The organism is Streptomyces sp. NPDC088252 (assembly GCF_044740965.1).
Lineage (GTDB): Bacteria > Actinomycetota > Actinomycetes > Streptomycetales > Streptomycetaceae > Streptomyces.
Map to the genome: position 1 here is coordinate 53,187 of NZ_JBIURS010000012.1, position 16,846 is coordinate 70,032.

13 protein-coding genes and 1 riboswitch are annotated in these 16,846 nt (G+C 68.6%); of the genes, 7 read left to right on the top strand and 6 right to left on the bottom strand.

The annotated features are described in order from the left end of the window. Window positions 1–305: 305 nt before the first annotated feature. Entirely contained in the window at window positions 306–563 is a 258-nt protein-coding gene (locus ACIOHC_RS24440; RefSeq protein ID WP_003953983.1) for a WhiB family transcriptional regulator, read from the top strand. Between the two features lie 171 nt (window positions 564–734). On the opposite strand, the gene ACIOHC_RS24445 is transcribed toward ACIOHC_RS24440, so the two are convergent. Both ACIOHC_RS24445 and ACIOHC_RS24450 read right to left on the bottom strand, forming a co-directional pair. Continuing rightward, the gene (locus tag ACIOHC_RS24445) at window positions 735–2,201 is read right to left on the bottom strand and encodes a histidine kinase N-terminal domain-containing protein (RefSeq protein ID WP_351078638.1); all 1,467 of its coding nucleotides are present in this window, start codon (window positions 2,199–2,201) and stop codon (window positions 735–737) included. 372 nt (window positions 2,202–2,573) lie between these two features. Continuing rightward, complete coding sequence (locus ACIOHC_RS24450; RefSeq protein WP_351078488.1) at window positions 2,574–3,644, bottom strand: SIS domain-containing protein; 1,071 nt, start codon at window positions 3,642–3,644, stop codon at window positions 2,574–2,576. Window positions 3,645–3,838: 194 nt separating this feature from the next. Here ACIOHC_RS24450 and nagB point away from each other — a divergent pair, with 194 nt between their 5' ends. Beyond that, complete coding sequence (nagB, locus tag ACIOHC_RS24455) at window positions 3,839–4,624, top strand: glucosamine-6-phosphate deaminase (protein WP_351078486.1); 786 nt, start codon at window positions 3,839–3,841, stop codon at window positions 4,622–4,624. Between the two features lie 304 nt (window positions 4,625–4,928). On the opposite strand, the gene ACIOHC_RS24460 is transcribed toward nagB, so the two are convergent. From ACIOHC_RS24460 to ACIOHC_RS24475, 4 genes are all read right to left on the bottom strand, one after another. Further along, window positions 4,929–6,473 (bottom strand): glycoside hydrolase family 3 protein, encoded by a 1,545-nt coding sequence (locus tag ACIOHC_RS24460; RefSeq protein WP_351078484.1) that lies wholly within the window; start codon window positions 6,471–6,473, stop codon window positions 4,929–4,931. Between the two features lie 9 nt (window positions 6,474–6,482). Then, the gene (locus ACIOHC_RS24465; RefSeq protein ID WP_351078482.1) at window positions 6,483–7,340 is read right to left on the bottom strand and encodes a carbohydrate ABC transporter permease; all 858 of its coding nucleotides are present in this window, start codon (window positions 7,338–7,340) and stop codon (window positions 6,483–6,485) included. Next, window positions 7,337–8,332, bottom strand: a complete 996-nt coding sequence (locus ACIOHC_RS24470; protein WP_351078479.1) for a sugar ABC transporter permease — start codon at window positions 8,330–8,332, stop codon at window positions 7,337–7,339. The genes ACIOHC_RS24465 and ACIOHC_RS24470 overlap by 4 nt, the downstream gene beginning before the upstream one ends. Window positions 8,333–8,467: 135 nt before the next feature. Continuing rightward, complete coding sequence (locus ACIOHC_RS24475) at window positions 8,468–9,769, bottom strand: sugar ABC transporter substrate-binding protein (protein ID WP_351078477.1); 1,302 nt, start codon at window positions 9,767–9,769, stop codon at window positions 8,468–8,470. 279 nt (window positions 9,770–10,048) lie between these two features. Between ACIOHC_RS24475 and ACIOHC_RS24480 the strand changes: the two genes are divergently transcribed. From ACIOHC_RS24480 to ACIOHC_RS24500, 5 genes are all read left to right on the top strand, one after another. Continuing rightward, on the top strand, window positions 10,049–10,813 hold the full coding sequence (locus ACIOHC_RS24480; RefSeq protein WP_351078635.1) for a GntR family transcriptional regulator: 765 nt from the start codon (window positions 10,049–10,051) through the stop codon (window positions 10,811–10,813). A gap of 269 nt (window positions 10,814–11,082) precedes the next feature. After that, a complete protein-coding gene (locus tag ACIOHC_RS24485) occupies window positions 11,083–11,337 on the top strand; it encodes a DUF3311 domain-containing protein (protein ID WP_401844026.1) in 255 nt (84 codons plus the stop codon). Further along, window positions 11,334–12,971: a monocarboxylate uptake permease MctP gene (gene mctP / locus ACIOHC_RS24490; protein ID WP_351078474.1), complete on the top strand. Its 1,638-nt coding sequence runs from the start codon at window positions 11,334–11,336 to the stop codon at window positions 12,969–12,971. Before ACIOHC_RS24485 ends, mctP begins: the two co-directional genes overlap by 4 nt. A gap of 171 nt (window positions 12,972–13,142) precedes the next feature. Continuing rightward, window positions 13,143–13,278, top strand: a riboswitch (cobalamin riboswitch). 137 nt (window positions 13,279–13,415) lie between these two features. Then, window positions 13,416–15,827, top strand: a complete 2,412-nt coding sequence (locus ACIOHC_RS24495) for a ribonucleoside-diphosphate reductase subunit alpha (RefSeq protein WP_351078471.1) — start codon at window positions 13,416–13,418, stop codon at window positions 15,825–15,827. Next, entirely contained in the window at window positions 15,827–16,846 is a 1,020-nt protein-coding gene (locus ACIOHC_RS24500; protein WP_351078468.1) for a ribonucleotide-diphosphate reductase subunit beta, read from the top strand. Before ACIOHC_RS24495 ends, ACIOHC_RS24500 begins: the two co-directional genes overlap by 1 nt.

Consider the following 16,846-nt stretch of genomic DNA (forward strand, 5'->3'; position numbering starts at 1 on the left):
AAGTCCTTTAACTCGAACGTTTGGGCTGGACTCCACCCCATAGAAGTACGGCTGTGACCTAGTCGACACCGAGGAATCAAAAAAAAGTTTCCGGAAGGGGTTGTATCCGCCGCCGAGGTTTGCGAATCTCTACATGGCGATCGGGACGGCCCGCAACAACGGCCTCCACTGAGAGCCAGAACCCCTCCTCAACCCACAGGACCACAACCAGTTCATCTGGGCGTCGGCCCGTTGGCTGCGGGGGGATTCGTGAAAGCGTTCACATTCACAAGCACAGTATGTAATACCAAGGAGAGGTAGCAGCCATGGACTGGCGTCACAACGCCGTTTGTCGTGAGGAAGACCCCGAGCTGTTCTTCCCCATCGGCAACACCGGTCCTGCGCTGCTGCAGATCGAGGAAGCCAAGGCCGTCTGCCGTCGCTGCCCCGTCATGGAGCAGTGCCTGCAGTGGGCGCTCGAGTCCGGCCAGGACTCCGGCGTCTGGGGTGGCCTCAGCGAGGACGAGCGCCGCGCCATGAAGCGCCGTGCCGCTCGCAACCGGGCGCGTAACGCCAGCGCCTGATCCGACGCCACCGCTACGAGCCTCAGCCAGGCGGCGCGTACAGCGTGTACGCACAACCCCGCCCCCGAGTCGCAGCGCGCAGTACCCCCGAAGCGCATGCATGAGCAGTGAGCCCGGGCCGTGATCAACGGTCCGGGCTCACTGCTGTGTTCGCGTCGGTCGCGGCCAGGGTTACTTCTCGGCCCGGACCGGGATGTCGAGGACGACCCTGGTGCCGCGCTCGGGGGCCGGGATCATTCCGAAGGTCCCGCTCAACTCGCCCTCCACCAGCGTCCGCACGATCTGCAGCCCCAGGTTGCCGGCACGCTGCGGGTCGAAGCCCTCGGGCAGACCGCAGCCGTCGTCCTGAACCGTGATCAGCAACCGTGTCCCGGCGGAGGAACCGCCGCGTACCGCCGACACATCGACCGTGCCGGACTCGGCGAGGGTGAAGGCGTGTTCCAGCGCGTTCTGCAGGACCTCGGTGAGCACCATCGCCAGCGGGGTGGCCACTTCGGCGTCGAGGATGCCGAAGCGTCCCGTCCGGCGGCAGGTGACCTTGCCCGGCGAGATCTCGGCGACCATCGCGATGACCCGGTCGGCGATCTCGTCGAACTCCACTCGCTCGTCCAGATTCTGGGACAGCGTCTCATGCACGATGGCGATCGAACCGACGCGCCGTACCGCCTCGTTGAGCGCCTCACGGCCTCGCACCGAGTCCATCCGGCGGGCCTGGAGCCGCAACAGGGCGGCGACGGTCTGGAGGTTGTTCTTCACCCGGTGGTGGATCTCCCGGATGGTGGCGTCCTTGGTGATCAACTCCCGCTCGCGGCGACGCAGTTCGGTGACGTCCCGGAGCAGGACCAGGGAGCCGATCCGGACACCCTTGGGCTTGAGCGGAATCGCCCGGAGCTGGATCACCCCGCCCGCGCACTCGACCTCGAACTCCCGGGGCGCGTAGCCGCTGGCGAGTTTGACCAGGGCCTCGTCCACCGGGCCCCGGGAGGGGGCGAGCTCGGCGGTGATCCCCCCCAGATGCTGGCCGACCAGGTCGGAGGCGAGGCCGAGACGGTGGTAGGCGGAGAGGCCGTTGGGGCTGGCGTACTGGACGACCCCGTCGGCGTCGAGCCTGATCAGTCCGTCGCCGACGCGCGGCGAGGCGTCCATGTCGACCTGCTGGCCGGGGAAGGGGAAGGCCCCGGCGGCGATCATCTGGGCCAGGTCGGAGGCCGACTGGAGGTAGGTGAGTTCCAGCCGGGACGGGGTACGGACGGTCAGGAGGTTGGTGTTGCGGGCGATGACGCCGAGGACCCGGCCCTCGCGCCGCACCGGGATCGACTCGACCCGTACCGGCACCTCCTCGCGCCACTCCGGGTCGCCCTCGCGCACGATCCGGCCCTCGTCCAGCGCCGCGTCGAGCAGGGGACGGCGGCCACGTGGCACCAAGTGGCCGACCATGTCGTCCTGGTAGGAGGTGGGGCCGGTGTTGGGCCGCATCTGGGCCACGGACACGTAGCGGGTGCCGTCCCGGGTGGGGACCCACAGCACGAGGTCGGCGAAGGACAGGTCGGAGAGCAGCTGCCACTCCGAGACCAGCAGGTGCAGCCACTCCAGGTCGGTGTCGCTGAGGGCTGTGTGCTGGCGGACGAGGTCGTTCATGGAGGGCACGTGTGCGAGCGTACCCGCGGATGGGCAATGGCTCCGAACCGTACGCCCGGGCGTACGTGTCAGGGAAGGAGGACCGGAAAACTGCGGTGCTCCGACGGATGGACACGGGCGAATGGTCTAGTCCACAATGCTCAAGACAGAGCTTCCGCTCTCCCCGCACAGGAGAGTGGATCGAGGTACCCGCGCTCTCTGCCCTGACTGCGCGAGCACCTCTCCCCGGCCGGGGGCACCGCACACCGCCGGCCGAGCAGACCGCCCCCCCCAGGTGGTGGTCGGTCTCAACTCCGGGCTGCGGTGCCGGACGGGCTGAGGGTCCCGCTCCGGTGCCGTGGCCCGCGGGTGTTCCACGGGCCCGTCGCGCGATCAGTGGGTCTCGGTGACCTTGGCCAGCGCGCGGGGCGCGTCCGGGTCCTGGCCACGGGCGATCGTCACCTCGTACGCCAGCAGCTGCAGCGGCAGGATCTCCAGGATCGGCTGGACCTCTTCGGCGACCCCGGCCGTCGGCAGCGCGAAGCCCGCGGACGCCGCCGCCACCTGGGCCTCGGGGCCGACCACGAACAGATCCGCGCCACGGCCGCGCAGCCGGTCCAGGACCGGCTGCAGCGCCTCGCCGCCCCGGCCGTCGGTGACGACCGCGATCACCGGGGAGATGTTGTCGACCATGGCGAGCGGCCCGTGCAGCAGATCGGCGCCGGAATAGGAGAGAGCGGGGATGTAGCTGGTCTCCATCAGCTTCAGCGCGGCCTCCTTGGCCGTGGGGTAACCGTAGCCGCGTGAGGTGATGACCATGCGCTCGGCGAAGCGGTAGCGCGCGGCCAGCGCCCTGACCTCGTCCTTGCGGGCCAGGATCGACTCGGCCCGCTCCGGCAGGATCGCGGCGGCCGCACCGTCGCCGCCGCTCAGACCCTCCACGAAGAGGTAGAGGGACAGCAGCGACGCCGTGTAGGTCTTGGTGGCCGGGAGGGCCTTCTCCGGGCCCGCAAGGATGTCGATGTGGTACTCGGAGACGGCGGCCAGGGGCGAATCCGGGTTGTTGGTGACGGCCAGGGTGATCGCGCCGGCCTCGCGGGCGGCCCGGGTGGAGGCCACCAGGTCGGGCGAGCCGCCGGACTGGCTGACGGTGACGACCAGCACGTCCCTGAGGTCGGGCTTCGCGCCGTACGCGGTCGTGGTGGACATGGAGGCGAGTCCGCAGGGCAGGCCGAGCCGGATCTCCAACAGGTACTTGGCGTAGAGCGCGGCGTTGTCCGACGTGCCGCGGGCGGTGAGGAGGACGAAGCGCGGCTTCCTCGCCGCGATCCCGGCGGCCACCTCGCGGATCGCGGGGGCTCCCTCATCGAGGATCCGGCGCAGCACTCCGGGCTGTTCTGCCATCTCACCGGACATGATCCGGCCGGGCTTCTCACGCTCCTCGGACGATGACGTGGCGGGCATGTCGAGCCTCCCAGGAGTGTTCCGGTGCGTCAGGAACGGCGTTCGCCCCAGTCGACCACGGGGAACCGGACACCCGCCAGCGGGGTGCGGCCGGGACGGGTACGGCCATCGTGTCCGCGCCGTCGGGTTCTGCTAGATTGGATCCCGATTGGTCTATACCACATGATTCAATTCTTCAGATCGGCAGGCCCCGCGTGGAAGTTGTCATCGTCCCGGACGCCAAGGCAGGCGGCGAACTCATCGCAGAAGCCATCGGCGCGCTGCTGAGCCGCAAGCCCGACGCCCTTCTCGGCGTTGCCACCGGCTCTACCCCGCTGCCCATCTACCAGGCCCTGGCGGCCAAGGTCCGTTCCGGCGCCGTGGACGCCTCGCGCGCCCGGATCTGCCAGCTGGACGAGTACGTCGGGCTGCCGGCGGGCCACCCCGAGTCCTACCGCTCCGTGGTGCTGCGCGAGGTCGTCGAACCGCTCGGTCTGTCGGAGGCGTCCTTCATGGGTCCCGACGGCTCCGCCGAGGACATCCCGGCGGCCTGCCAGGCGTACGACCGGGCGCTGACCGAGGCCGGCGGGGTGGACCTGCAGCTCCTCGGTATCGGCACGGACGGGCACATCGGCTTCAACGAGCCGTGCTCCTCGCTCGCCTCCCGTACCCGGATCAAGACGCTCACCGAGCAGACCCGGATCGACAACGCGCGCTTCTTCGACAACGACATCACGCAGGTGCCGCACCACGTGATCACCCAGGGCATAGGCACCATCCTGGAGTCCCGGCACCCGATCCTGCTCGCCACCGGCGAGGGCAAGGCCGACGCCGTGGCGCAGACGGTCGAGGGTCCGGTCGCCTCGATCGTGCCCGCCTCCGCGCTGCAACTGCACCCGCACGCGACGGTGGTGGTGGACGAGGCCGCGGCGTCGAAGCTGAAGCTGGCGGACTACTTCCGCGCCACGTACGCGTCGAAGCCGCTGTGGCAGGGCATTTAGGGCCTCCCGTCCGGATCATGCCGGGCTCGCGGGGTCCGGCGTGATCCGGAGACGCAGGACCCTGGCCGCAGCTGACGCGGGAGAGGGCCGGGACGCATCCCTGACGGGTGCGCCCCGGCCCTCTCGTATGCCGACGCGTGTCCTGTTGGACGTCCTCGGCCATCGCCCTCGCGGTACGGGGAAGCGCGGCCGTGGGAACAGGCGCCCTCCCCGCCGGGCGGGCTCGATCCGGCCCGGCGGGGAGGCGTGATGCGGCCCGGCGGAGAGGCGTGATGCCGCCCCTCGCCCCGCATCACGCCCGTACTCAGGCCCGGGGGTGGCCCGTACCGGCGGTGATGATCTCCGCGGCCGCCAGTCCGCAGACGCGGGCCGCGCCGTGGGTGGCGATGTGCAGGGCGCCCCTCGGGGCCGCCTGCGGGACGCCCATCTCGACCACCACCGTGTCGGGGCGCTCCGCCACCAGGGCGTCGAGGGCCTCCGTCATCCACGCGTGACGGTGGGCGTCGCGGACGACCACGACGACGCGCCGCTCCCCCGCGGCCCGCAGCACAGCGGCCACGGGCTCCTCGGTCTCGCTACTGTACGTGTCGGTCTCCGTGCCCGGCAGCAGCCGGCCCAGCTCCGCGGCGACGCCCCACGGGGTCTCGTCGCCGACCGCGATGTTCGCAGCGGAGGTGAACGCCGCGACGTACGCGGCCCCGGTCAGCGGCTCGGCGGAACCGGTCACCCGCACCGCGCGGCGGGCGGCGACCAGGCCGATGTCGGAACGGATTCCGGTGCCGGGCGCGGTCCCCTCCTGCACTGCCGCACCCGGCTCGGAACCGGTCCTGTCCCGGGCCCCCCGCGTCCACGACGCGAGGGCACGTACCCGTGCGGCCGCGTCCGCGAGACGCTCCTCCGCGAGTTCACCGCTGCGTACCGCCGCGACCAGCGCGTCGCGCAGCCGCTGCACCGTGCCGTCGTCCTGGAGACCGCCACCGACGCACAGCGCGTCGGCTCCGGCGGCGATGGCGAGGACGGAGCCGCGCTCGATGCCGTACGTCCCGGCGATGGCCTGCATCTCCACGGCGTCGGTGACGATCAGGCCGTCGTAGCCCATCTCCTCGCGCAGCAGACCGGTGAGGATCCGCGGGCTCACGGTTCCGGGGCGGTCCGGGTCGAGCGCCGGCAGCAGGATGTGCGCGCTCATCACGCACTTGGAACCCGCGGCGACGGCCGCCCCGAAGGGCACCAGTTCACGGGCGTGCAGGGTCTCCAGGTCCACGTCGATGCGCGGCAGCGCGTGGTGCGAGTCGACCGCGGTGTCGCCGTGACCGGGGAAGTGCTTGGTGCAGGCGGCGACTCCGGCGGCCTGGAGGCCTTCGATGTACGCGGCGGTGTGCCGGGCCACCAGCTGGGTGTCGGCACCGAAGGACCGCACGCCGATGATCGGATTGCCCGGGTTGGAGTTGACGTCCGCGGACGGCGCCCAGTTGAGGTTGACGCCGCACTCGGCGAGCCGGCGGCCCAGCTCCTGGGCGACCGCACGGGTCAGCTCCACGTCGTCGACATGGCCGAGCGCGAGGTTGCCGGGGAAGGAGGAGCCGGTGCGCACTTCGAGGCGGGTGACGTCGCCGCCCTCCTCGTCGATGGCCACGAGGACATCGTCACGCACGGCCCTGAGCTGGGCGGTGAGCGCGGAGACCTGCTCGGCCGTACGGATGTTGCGGCCGAAGAGGGCGACGGAGGCGAGTCCTTCGTCGACCCTGCGCAGCACCCAGTCCGGGGCGGTGGTGCCGGTGAATCCGGGTTGCAGTACGGCGAGGGCGTCGCGGGTGACGGTGTCCGTGGTGGATATCAGGGTGGTCATGAGGCAGCGTTATCCCTTCACGGCGCCGGAGGTGAGACCGGTTGCCATGTACTTCTGCACCAGCAGGAAGAAGGCCACTACCGGGATGGCGATCAGCGTCGAAGCCGCCATCAGCGCGCCGTAGTCGATGCCTCGCGAGGTGGTGAAGTTCATCAGCCAGACATTGAGGGTGTACTTGTCGTTGTCCTGGAGGACGACGTACGCGAGGAGGTACTCGTTCCACGCGGTGATCAGCGAGAAGATCGCGGCGGCCGCGAGCCCGGGAGCCAGGAGCGGGAAGGTGACCCGCCAGAAGGCTCCCATCCGGCTGCAGCCGTCGACCATGGCCGATTCCTCCAGCTCCGGCGGAATGTTGATCACGAATCCGCGGATCATCCACGTGGCGAACGGCAGCGTGGAGACGAGGTAGATGACGATGACGCCCCAGTACTCGTTCAGCCCGCCGAGGTCGTTGAGCTGGATGTAGATGGGGATCAGCATGGCCGTCGGGGGCAGCAGCTGCACCACGAGCAGCACGATCATGAAGAACTTGCGTCCGCGGAACTGGAACCGGCCGATGGCGAAGGCCGCGATCGTGGCGAGCAGCATGCCGCCGAGAACGGCGACGCCGCACACGATGAGGCTGGACTCGATGGCCGTACCGAAGTTCGGCTGCTTGATGGCCCGGGAGAAGTTGTCGAAGGTGATCGACGACGGCCAGAGCGTCTGGTCGTAGCTGCGGATCTCGGCGTTCGGCCGCAGGGAACTGACGACCAGCCAGTAGACCGGGAACGCCATCAGTACGAAGGCGATGAGGCCCGCGATGTTGTAGCCGAGCCGGCTCTTCTTGCGGTCCGGGCGGAGAACCTGGGGGGTGGAGGCGCTCACTCGACCTCTCCGATCTTGAGCAGCTGACGCAGGTAGTACACGGCGACGCCGGACAGCAGCAGGACCGTGATCAGCGAGATGGCAGCGCCCTGGCTGAACGAGTTGGACTCGAATGCCTTCTCGAACGAGTAGATGCCGAGGACCGAGTACTCCGGCTCCGGCTTGTTGCCCCGCATCAGGAAGATCTGGCCGAATACGTTGAAGTCCCACAGCACGGACAGAGTCGCGACCATCTGGAAGACGGGCTTGATGACCGGCCAGGTGACGTATCGGAAGATGCCGGCCGTGCCGGCGCCGTCGAGCGCCGCGGCCTCTTCGAGCTCCCTGGGAACCTGCGTCAGCGCGGCGTACAGCGTCACCGAGACGAAGGGAAGGGCTCCCCAGACGACGACCGCGCCGATGATGACGAAGCCCTGCTTGGGGTCGAGGAACCAGTTGTGTCCCTGCGCGTCGATCCCGAAGTACTTGGTCAGCACCATGTTGAGGACGCCGTAGTCGGAGTCCGCGAACCACCGGAAGATGGAAGTGGCAACCAGCAGAGGCATCGACCAGGCCGCGATCAGCGCGGCGGTCAGGAGCAGCCGCACCCAGGTGGACATGCGCTGCATGAGCATGGAGAGGCCCAGGCCGGCGCCCATCGTGGCGGCGACGCAGACGAGCATGAAGATGATGGTCCGCCAGACGACGTTCCAGAACTCGGCGTCTCCCAGGATGTTGGTGAACTGGTCGAAGCCCACCCAGGGGGCAGCCGATCCGGACCACAGCTCGCGGCGGCCCACGTCCTGGAAGGACATGATGACCGTCTTGATGAAGGGCCAGACGAAGACTGCGGCGATGGCGATGAACGCCGGGGCTATCAGGAGGTACGGCAGCAGAGCGCCGGCCTTCCGCGGTTTACGGGTCACACCGTTCGAGGGCTGAGGATCCTCACCCTCAGGAGCCCGCGGGACGGACACCGGCGGGTCGGCTGCTTTCATGTCGGCGGCACTCATTGTGCTTGCCTTCCGTTTCGGACCGGGTACCGGAGGGCGGGGGTGGCAGCCCGTTTCCGGACCGCCACCCCCGCAGATGATCAGTCGAGTCGGTGGCTCATAGACTCACCGGCCCGGACTCCGTGGGCTCGGGGCTCAGGAGTCCTTGTTGATCATCGAGTCGATCTCCGCGTCGGCCGCCTTGGTGGCGTCCGCGACCGACTTGCCCTTGATGATGTCGAGCAGCATGATCTCCAGCGTTTCCTTCTTCTCGATCGCCGTCCAGCCCGGGGCGATCGGCGTGAACCAGGCGTCCGGCACGGCGTTGGCGATGGCCGCGGTCTCCGGCTTGGCCTTCAGCGGCTCAAGCTGCTTGGTGTTGTTCGGAAGGATGTTCTTGGAGGCGAGGACTTCCTCGGACTTGCCACTGGTGAACATCGAGATCCACTCCTCGCCGAGGTCCTGGACCTTCGACTTGGAGATGGTGGCGAGGTCGGAACCGCCGATGAAGGAGGGGAGGGCCTTGCCGTTCGGGCCGGGCATACCCGCCGTGGCGATCTTGCCTTCCAGCTTCGGGTTGCCGTTCGCCTTGGAGTCGACGACGCTGCCGGCTTCCCAGCCGTTGCCGTAGAGAAGCGCGGTCTTCTCGTTGGCCATGACGTTGGCGTGGTCCGCCTCGTCCTTCGTCTTGTCCCCGTGGTTGTACTTCTTGACCAGCTCGACGAAGTCCGTGATGCCCTTCTGGGCCTCGGGGGTGGAGAGGGTGGACTTCCACTCCTTCTTGCCCTCGTCGTACTTGGCGATCCGGCCGCCCTCGGCAGCCACGTAGGACATCGCGGCGTACCAGTAACGACCCGGCAGGTACAGCGGCGAGAACGCCTTGTCCTTGCCGTACTTGTCGCCGATCTTGTCCAGCGCGGTGAACAGCTCGTCCTGCGTGGCGGGCAGGGTGTCCTTGCCGGTACCGGCCTTGAACATGTCCTTGTTGTAAATGGCGACGCGGGCGCCCGCGTAGTAAGGCACGCAGTACTGCTTGCCCTCGAAGGAGCAGGTGTCCTTCAGACCCTTGATCCAGGTGTCCGAGTTCTCGTACTTCTTCGGGTCGATCTCGCCGAGTGCCCCGTTGAGGATGTACGTCATGGTCTCGGTGTTACCGAGCTCCACCACGTCCGGGAACTTGTCACCGGCCAGGGCGGCGTCGAGCTTCTTGGCCTTGTCCGCCCAGGTCTGGTACTGAACGTTGACCTTGACGTTGGGGTACTTCGCCCTGAACTGGCTGTTGACGTCCTTGACCAGTTCGGGCCAGGTGCTCTGCGCGTCCGACATGAGCCAGACGGTGAGCGATTCCTTGCGGTCCTTCGGGTCCTTCGACGAGGCCTTGTCGTCGTCCGAACCACATGCTGCGATCGAAACCAACATGCCTGCGACGCCGATCGCCGCGATGAGCTTGCGCTTCACGCCAAACCCTCCTCAGGGAAACTGCAACCCCGCCCACCGCGAAGACATTCGACGAGTACTGCTGGGGCTGGACCTGGTCTTTAATGGTTTAGACCAGTACCGGGAGCTTGGCCTAGACCTTTTGGGGTGTCAAGGGTGTATAAGAAGTGCACTCGCGTCCGTTATAGGACCGACACCTAAGGGAGGGCGACGAGCCGTGACCGGACCGTGCCACCATGTGAGCCGCGACAGACGGAGGAGCCGGTGACGGCAGCAACGCAGCAGTCGGGAAGGCGGGCCATGGGTGCCGACGGGGGCAGTACGGAGAACGAGACGGGCGCGGCCACGCGGACGGCACGCGTCCCGAAGTACTACCGGCTGAAGCGACATCTCCTCGACATGACGGACACCATGCCGCCCGGCACACCCGTGCCACCGGAACGGACCCTGGCCGCCGAGTTCGACACCTCGCGCACCACCGTGCGCCAGGCGCTCCAGGAGCTGGTCGTCGAGGGCCGGCTGGAGCGCATCCAGGGCAAGGGCACCTTCGTCGCCAAGCCGAAGGTCTCGCAAGCCCTGCAACTCACCTCGTACACGGAGGACATGCGCGCCCAGGGGCTGGAACCGACGTCCCAGTTGCTGGACATCGGCTATGTCACGGCCGACGACACGCTCGCCGGGCTGCTCGACATCACGGCCGGTGGCCGCGTGCTGCGGATCGAGCGGCTGCGGCTCGCCAGCGGGGAGCCGATGGCGATCGAGACCACGCATCTCTCGGCCAAACGCTTTCCCGCGCTGCGCCGTTCGCTGGTGAAGTACACCTCGCTCTACACCGCGCTGGCCGAGGTGTACGACGTCCGGCTGGCCGAGGCCGAGGAGACCATCGAGACCTCGCTCGCCACCCCGCGCGAGGCCGGACTGCTCGGTACGGATGTGGGCCTGCCGATGCTGATGCTGTCCCGGCACTCGCTGGACGGGCAGGGCGAGCCGGTGGAGTGGGTGCGCTCGGTCTACCGCGGCGACCGGTACAAGTTCGTGGCACGCCTGAAGCGGCCGACGGACTGACCCCGGACGTGGCGGCCGACCGGTTTCGGCCCTTGCGTCCCCGCACACGACCGTCGACGGCCCCCTTGGAACGCGTCACTCCACGGGGGCCGTTCGCCTGCCTCCGCGCGGGCCGGCTCTCGCACGTTTGACAACATTCCGAACATTCGATCCCGTTCACGGGACCGTTGTCGGACCGCAATGCGGACAGGGGGTGACGGTGACCGGAAGCCTCCCCTAGATTTCCTGCGCATTACACCAGGTGATCAGCGAGGGGACGGAGTCGCCGCATGGCAGCAGACCCTGAAGGAAAACCGCCCACCATCACGCCCGTTCGGGTGGTCATCGCCCTCTGCCTCGTCGCACCGTTCGTGGCGATGCTCTGGGTGAGTTCGTACGCGAAGGTGGACCCCACCTTCATCGGCATCCCGTTCTTCTACTGGTACCAGATGCTCTGGGTGCTGATCTCCACCGCGCTCACGATGGTCGCGTACAAGCTGTGGCAGCGTGACCAGCGCTCCCGCAAGGGGGGTGCGTCGGCATGAAGGACGGCGTGAACGGCGTCGCGCTCGGCGTCTTCATCTTCTTCTTCCTGGCCGTCACGGTCATGGGCTTCCTGGCGGCGCGCTGGCGCAAGGCCGAGAACGAGGCCAGCCTCGACGAATGGGGCCTGGGTGGACGGTCGTTCGGCACCTGGGTCACCTGGTTCCTGCTCGGCGGCGACCTGTACACCGCGTACACCTTCGTCGCCGTGCCCGCGGCTATCTACGCGGCGGGCGCGGCCGGCTTCTTCGCCGTGCCGTACACCATCCTCGTGTACCCGCTGATCTTCACCTTCCTGCCACGGCTGTGGTCCGTCTCGCACAAGCACGGGTACGTCACCACCTCGGACTTCGTCCGCGGACGCTTCGGCTCGAAGGGCCTCTCGCTGGCGGTCGCCGTCACCGGCATCCTCGCCACGATGCCGTACATCGCGCTCCAGCTCGTCGGCATCCAGGCGGTGCTGGACGTGATGGGTGTCGGTGGCGGCGAGAACACCCACTGGTTCGTCAAGGACCTGCCGCTGCTGATCGCGTTCGCCGTGCTGGCCGCCTACACCTACTCGTCCGGCCTGCGGGCACCGGCGCTGATCGCGTTCGTCAAGGACGGGCTGATCTACCTGGTCATCGCGGTGGCGATCATCTACATCCCGATCAAACTGGGCGGGTTCCACGACATCTTCGCCAAGGCGAACGAGGCGTTCTCGCAGACCAACCCGGCGACCGGCAAGCCGCGCGGCGCGCTCGCACCCGGCGAGGCGGGCCAATGGGGTTACGCCACCCTGGCGTTGGGCTCGGCGCTCGCGCTCTTCATGTATCCGCACTCGATCACGGCGACGCTCTCCAGCCGCAGCCGCAACGTGATCCGGCGCAACACCACGATCCTGCCGCTGTACTCGCTGATGCTGGGCCTGCTCGCGCTGCTCGGCTTCATGGCGATCGCCGCCGGGATCAAGGTGGACAACGGGCAGTTGGCCATTCCCCAGCTGTTCGAGGACATGTTCCCCGACTGGTTCGCGGGGGTCGCGTTCGCGGCCATCGGCATCGGCGCTCTGGTGCCCGCCGCGATCATGTCGATCGCCGCCGCGAACCTCTTCACCCGCAACATCTACAAGGACTTCCTGAAGCCGGACGCCACCCCGGAGCAGGAGACCAAGGTCTCCAAGCTGGTGTCCCTGCTGGTGAAGGTCGGTGCGCTCGCCTTCGTCCTGACCATGGACAAGACGGTCGCGATCAACTTCCAGCTGCTCGGCGGGATCTGGATCCTCCAGACGATGCCGGCCCTGGTCGGCGGCCTGTTCACCCGCTGGTTCCACCGCTGGGCGCTGCTCGCGGGCTGGGCGGTGGGCATGGTGTACGGCACGGCGGCCGCGTACGGGGTCGCCAGCCCGACCCAGGCGCACTTCGGCGGTTCGTCCAAGGAGATTCCCGGTATCGGCGAGATCGGATACATCGGCCTGACGGCGTTCGTGCTGAACGTGGTCGTGACGGTGGTGCTCACCTTCGTCCTGAACGCCGTGAAGGCGCCCGTCGGAATCGACGAGACCGCCCCGGGCGACTACACGGCCGACGCGGGCGACCCGGGCGTCCAGGTCGAGCTCCCGCCGGCCACGGCCGGAGCTCCGGGCGGCGGTCACTGACAAGCGCTCCGACACCGGCCGACGGCCCGCCGAGCCCCCTCCTGCGGGGTTCGGCGGGCCGTCCGCATGGTCGGGGGCCCCGGGCTCCGAACAGGGCCGTACAGCTCGTTCTGCGGGCCCGGCCCACCTTGTACGACACAACATGTGGGGGCTGCCTCATCGGGCGGCCCCCACATGTATGCTCATGCTCGCTGTCGCCGCAGGGGAATCCGGTGCGAATCCGGAACTGTCCCGCAACGGTGTGTTCGGTGCGCTTTTGCGCACCCCCGAGTAAGTCCGAGGACCTGCCGACAGCGCATCCGGCTCGACCGAACCGGATGCCAGACGTCCGGGCCTCGCGGATGGGCCGGTGGACGCCGTACGGAGTGCTGCCCCGCTCGGGCCCGCCTCTGCCCGGCTGCCCCGTTCCCCGCCGGCCCCGAGCCGAGCGAGGGAGAGCACCACGTGACCATCGCGCCAGCCGATCCGGCTTCAGTCGCCGTGTCCGAAGCGGCCGAGTCCGAGGGGACCGCACACGACGGACCGGGGACCGCACTGCTGCGGACCCTGACCGACCTCACCGTCGATCTGCCCGACACCGACCCCGGTCGTGTCGCCGCCGCCGCGCTGCGCGGCCGCAGCGCCCGGTCCGACGAGGCCGAGCTGCGCTCGCTGGCCACCGAGGCCGCCGCGGGGCTGATCTCCGAGGACCCCGCCTACTCCCGGCTCGCCGCCAGGCTCCTGACCCGCACCATCGCGGACGAGGCGGTCGGTCAGGGCGCGGTCTCCTTCTCCGCCTCCGTCGCCGTCGGGCACCGCGAGGGCCTGATCGCGGACCGTACCGCCGAGTTCGTCGCGCTGCACGCGGACGCCCTCGACGCGCTGGTGGCACGCTCGCTCGCCGACGGCGCCGACGACCGGTTCGGTTACTTCGGGCTGCGGACCCTGCACAGCCGCTATCTGCTGCGCCACCCGCACACCCGCCAGGTCGTCGAGACGCCCCAGCACTTCATGCTGCGGGTCGCGTCCGGTCTCGCCGAGGACGATTCGCAGCGCGCCCTGGACGAAGTGGCCGCGCTGTACGGGCTGATGAGCCGGCTCGACTATCTGCCCTCCTCGCCGACCCTGTTCAACTCCGGTACGCGGCACCCGCAGATGTCCTCCTGCTATCTGCTGGACTCCCCGCTCGACGAGCTCGACTCGATCTACGACCGCTACCACCAGGTGGCGCGGCTCTCGAAGCACGCGGGCGGCATCGGGCTCTCGTACTCCCGCATCCGCGCCCGCGGTTCGCTGATCCGAGGCACCAACGGGCACTCCAACGGCATCGTGCCGTTCCTGAAGACGCTCGACGCCTCCGTCGCCGCGGTCAACCAGGGCGGTCGCCGCAAGGGCGCCGCCGCCGTCTACCTGGAGACCTGGCACGCGGACATCGAGGAGTTCCTGGAGCTGCGCGACAACACGGGCGAGGACCAGCGGCGTACGCACAACCTCAACCTGGCGCACTGGATCCCGGACGAGTTCATGCGCCGGGTCGACGCGGACGGCGACTGGTCGCTGTTCTCGCCCGCGGACGTGCCCGAGCTGGTCGACCTGTGGGGCGACGACTTCGACGCCGCGTACCGGGCCGCCGAGGCCGAGGGACTGGCCCGCAAGTCGATGCCGGCCCGCGAGCTGTACGGCCGGATGATGCGTACCCTCGCGCAGACCGGCCAGGGCTGGATGACGTTCAAGGACGCCTCCAACCGCACCGCGAACCAGACCGCCGAGCCGGGCCGCGTCGTCCACTCCTCGAATCTGTGCACCGAGATCCTCGAAGTCACCGATGACGGCGAGACGGCCGTCTGCAACCTGGGTTCGGTCAACCTCGGCGCGTTCGTCGCCGACGGCACCATCGACTGGGAGCGGCTGGACGCCACCGTCCGGACCGCCGTGACCTTCCTCGACCGGGTCGTCGACATCAACTTCTACCCGACCGAGCAGGCCGGCCGCTCCAACGCGAAGTGGCGCCCGGTCGGCCTGGGCGCGATGGGTCTGCAGGACGTCTTCTTCCAGCTGCGGCTGCCGTTCGACTCCCCCGAGGCGCGCGCGCTCTCCACCAAGATCTCCGAGCGGATCATGCTCGCGGCGTACGAGGCGTCCTGCGAGCTCGCCGAGCGGTCGGGCCCGCTGCCCGCCTGGGCCGAGACGCGGGCCGCGCGCGGGGTGCTGCACCCCGACCACTACGACACCGAGCTGAACTGGCCGGAGCGCTGGGACGCGCTGCGCGCCCGCGTCGCCAGGAGCGGCATGCGCAACTCGCTGCTGCTCGCCATCGCGCCCACGGCGACGATCGCCTCGATCGCAGGTGTGTACGAGTGCATCGAGCCCCAGGTCTCCAACCTCTTCAAGCGCGAGACGCTCAGCGGTGAGTTCCTCCAGGTCAACGCGTATCTGGTGGAGGAGCTGAAGCGGCTCGGCGTGTGGGACGCACGGACCCGTGAGGCACTGCGCGAGGCGAGCGGCTCCGTGCAGGGCTTCGCCTGGATCCCCGAGGACGTGCGGGCGCTGTACCGCACGGCGTGGGAGATCCCGCAGCGCGGACTGATCGACATGGCGGCGGCCCGTACGCCGTTCCTCGACCAGAGCCAGTCGCTGAACCTCTTCATGGAGACGCCGACGATCGGCAAGCTCTCCTCGATGTACGCGTACGCCTGGAAGCAGGGGCTGAAGACGACGTACTACCTGCGCTCACGCCCGGCGACCCGGATCGCCCGTGCGGCCTCCGGCCGGGCCGCGGCCACCGCCCCCATCCCCGTACAGCAGGCTTCGACGCCCGACGCCGACGCGATCGCCTGCTCCCTGGAAAACCCCGAGTCCTGCGAGGCCTGCCAGTAATGAGCTCCACCGACTCCGAGAAGAACCTGCTCGACCCGGGCTTCGAGCTGACCCTGCGGCCCATGCGCTACCCGGACTTCTACGAGCGCTACCGCGACGCGATCAAGAACACCTGGACGGTGGAGGAGGTCGACCTCCACTCCGACGTCGCCGACCTCGCGAAGCTCTCCCCCGGCGAGCAGCACATGATCGGCCGGCTCGTCGCGTTCTTCGCGACGGGTGACTCGATCGTCTCCAACAACCTCGTACTGACGCTGTACAAGCACATCAACTCCCCCGAGGCGCGGCTTTATCTGTCGCGACAGCTCTTCGAGGAGGCCGTGCACGTCCAGTTCTATCTGACGCTGCTGGACACCTATCTGCCCGACCCGGACGACCGTGCCGCCGCGTTCGACGCGGTCGAGGAGATCCCCTCGATCCGTGAGAAGGCGCAGTTCTGCTTCAAGTGGATGGATTCGGTCGAGAAGATCGAGCGGCTGGAGACGAAGGCCGACCGCCGCCGCTTCCTGTTGAACCTGATCTGCTTCGCGGCGTGCATCGAGGGGCTGTTCTTCTACGGCGCGTTCGCGTACGTCTACTGGTTCCGCTCGCGGGGTCTGCTGCACGGTCTCGCCACGGGTACCAACTGGGTCTTCCGTGACGAGACGATGCACATGAACTTCGCGTTCGAGGTCGTGGACACCGTCCGCAAGGAGGAGCCCGACCTCTTCGACGACGAGCTCCAGCAGCAGGTCACCGACATGCTGAAGGAGGCCGTGGCGGCGGAGCTGCAGTTCGGCCGCGATCTGTGCGGTGACGGTCTGCCGGGCATGAACACGGAGTCGATGCGGCAGTACCTGGAGTGCGTGGCCGACCAGCGGCTCACCCGGCTGGGCTTCCCGGCGGTCTACGGCTCCGAGAACCCGTTCTCGTTCATGGAGCTGCAGGGCGTGCAGGAGCTGACGAACTTCTTCGAGCGCCGACCGTCCGCGTACCAGGTGGCGGTGGAGGGATCGGTCGCGTTCGACGACGACTTCTAG

What these genes read in the sequence shown, in the direction of transcription:
- ACIOHC_RS24440 (WP_003953983.1), top strand. Translation starts at nt 306, where the DNA reads ATGGACTGGCGTCACAACGCCGTTTGTCGTGAGGAAGACCCCGAGCTG.
- ACIOHC_RS24445 (WP_351078638.1), bottom strand. Translation starts at nt 2,201, where the DNA reads ATGAACGACCTCGTCCGCCAGCACACAGCCCTCAGCGACACCGACCTG.
- ACIOHC_RS24450 (WP_351078488.1), bottom strand. Translation starts at nt 3,644, where the DNA reads ATGCCCGCCACGTCATCGTCCGAGGAGCGTGAGAAGCCCGGCCGGATC.
- ACIOHC_RS24460 (WP_351078484.1), bottom strand. Translation starts at nt 6,473, where the DNA reads ATGACCACCCTGATATCCACCACGGACACCGTCACCCGCGACGCCCTC.
- ACIOHC_RS24470 (WP_351078479.1), bottom strand. Translation starts at nt 8,332, where the DNA reads ATGAGTGCCGCCGACATGAAAGCAGCCGACCCGCCGGTGTCCGTCCCG.
- ACIOHC_RS24480 (WP_351078635.1), top strand. Translation starts at nt 10,049, where the DNA reads ATGGGTGCCGACGGGGGCAGTACGGAGAACGAGACGGGCGCGGCCACG.
- ACIOHC_RS24485 (WP_401844026.1), top strand. Translation starts at nt 11,083, where the DNA reads ATGGCAGCAGACCCTGAAGGAAAACCGCCCACCATCACGCCCGTTCGG.
- mctP (WP_351078474.1), top strand. Translation starts at nt 11,334, where the DNA reads ATGAAGGACGGCGTGAACGGCGTCGCGCTCGGCGTCTTCATCTTCTTC.
- ACIOHC_RS24500 (WP_351078468.1), top strand. Translation starts at nt 15,827, where the DNA reads ATGAGCTCCACCGACTCCGAGAAGAACCTGCTCGACCCGGGCTTCGAG.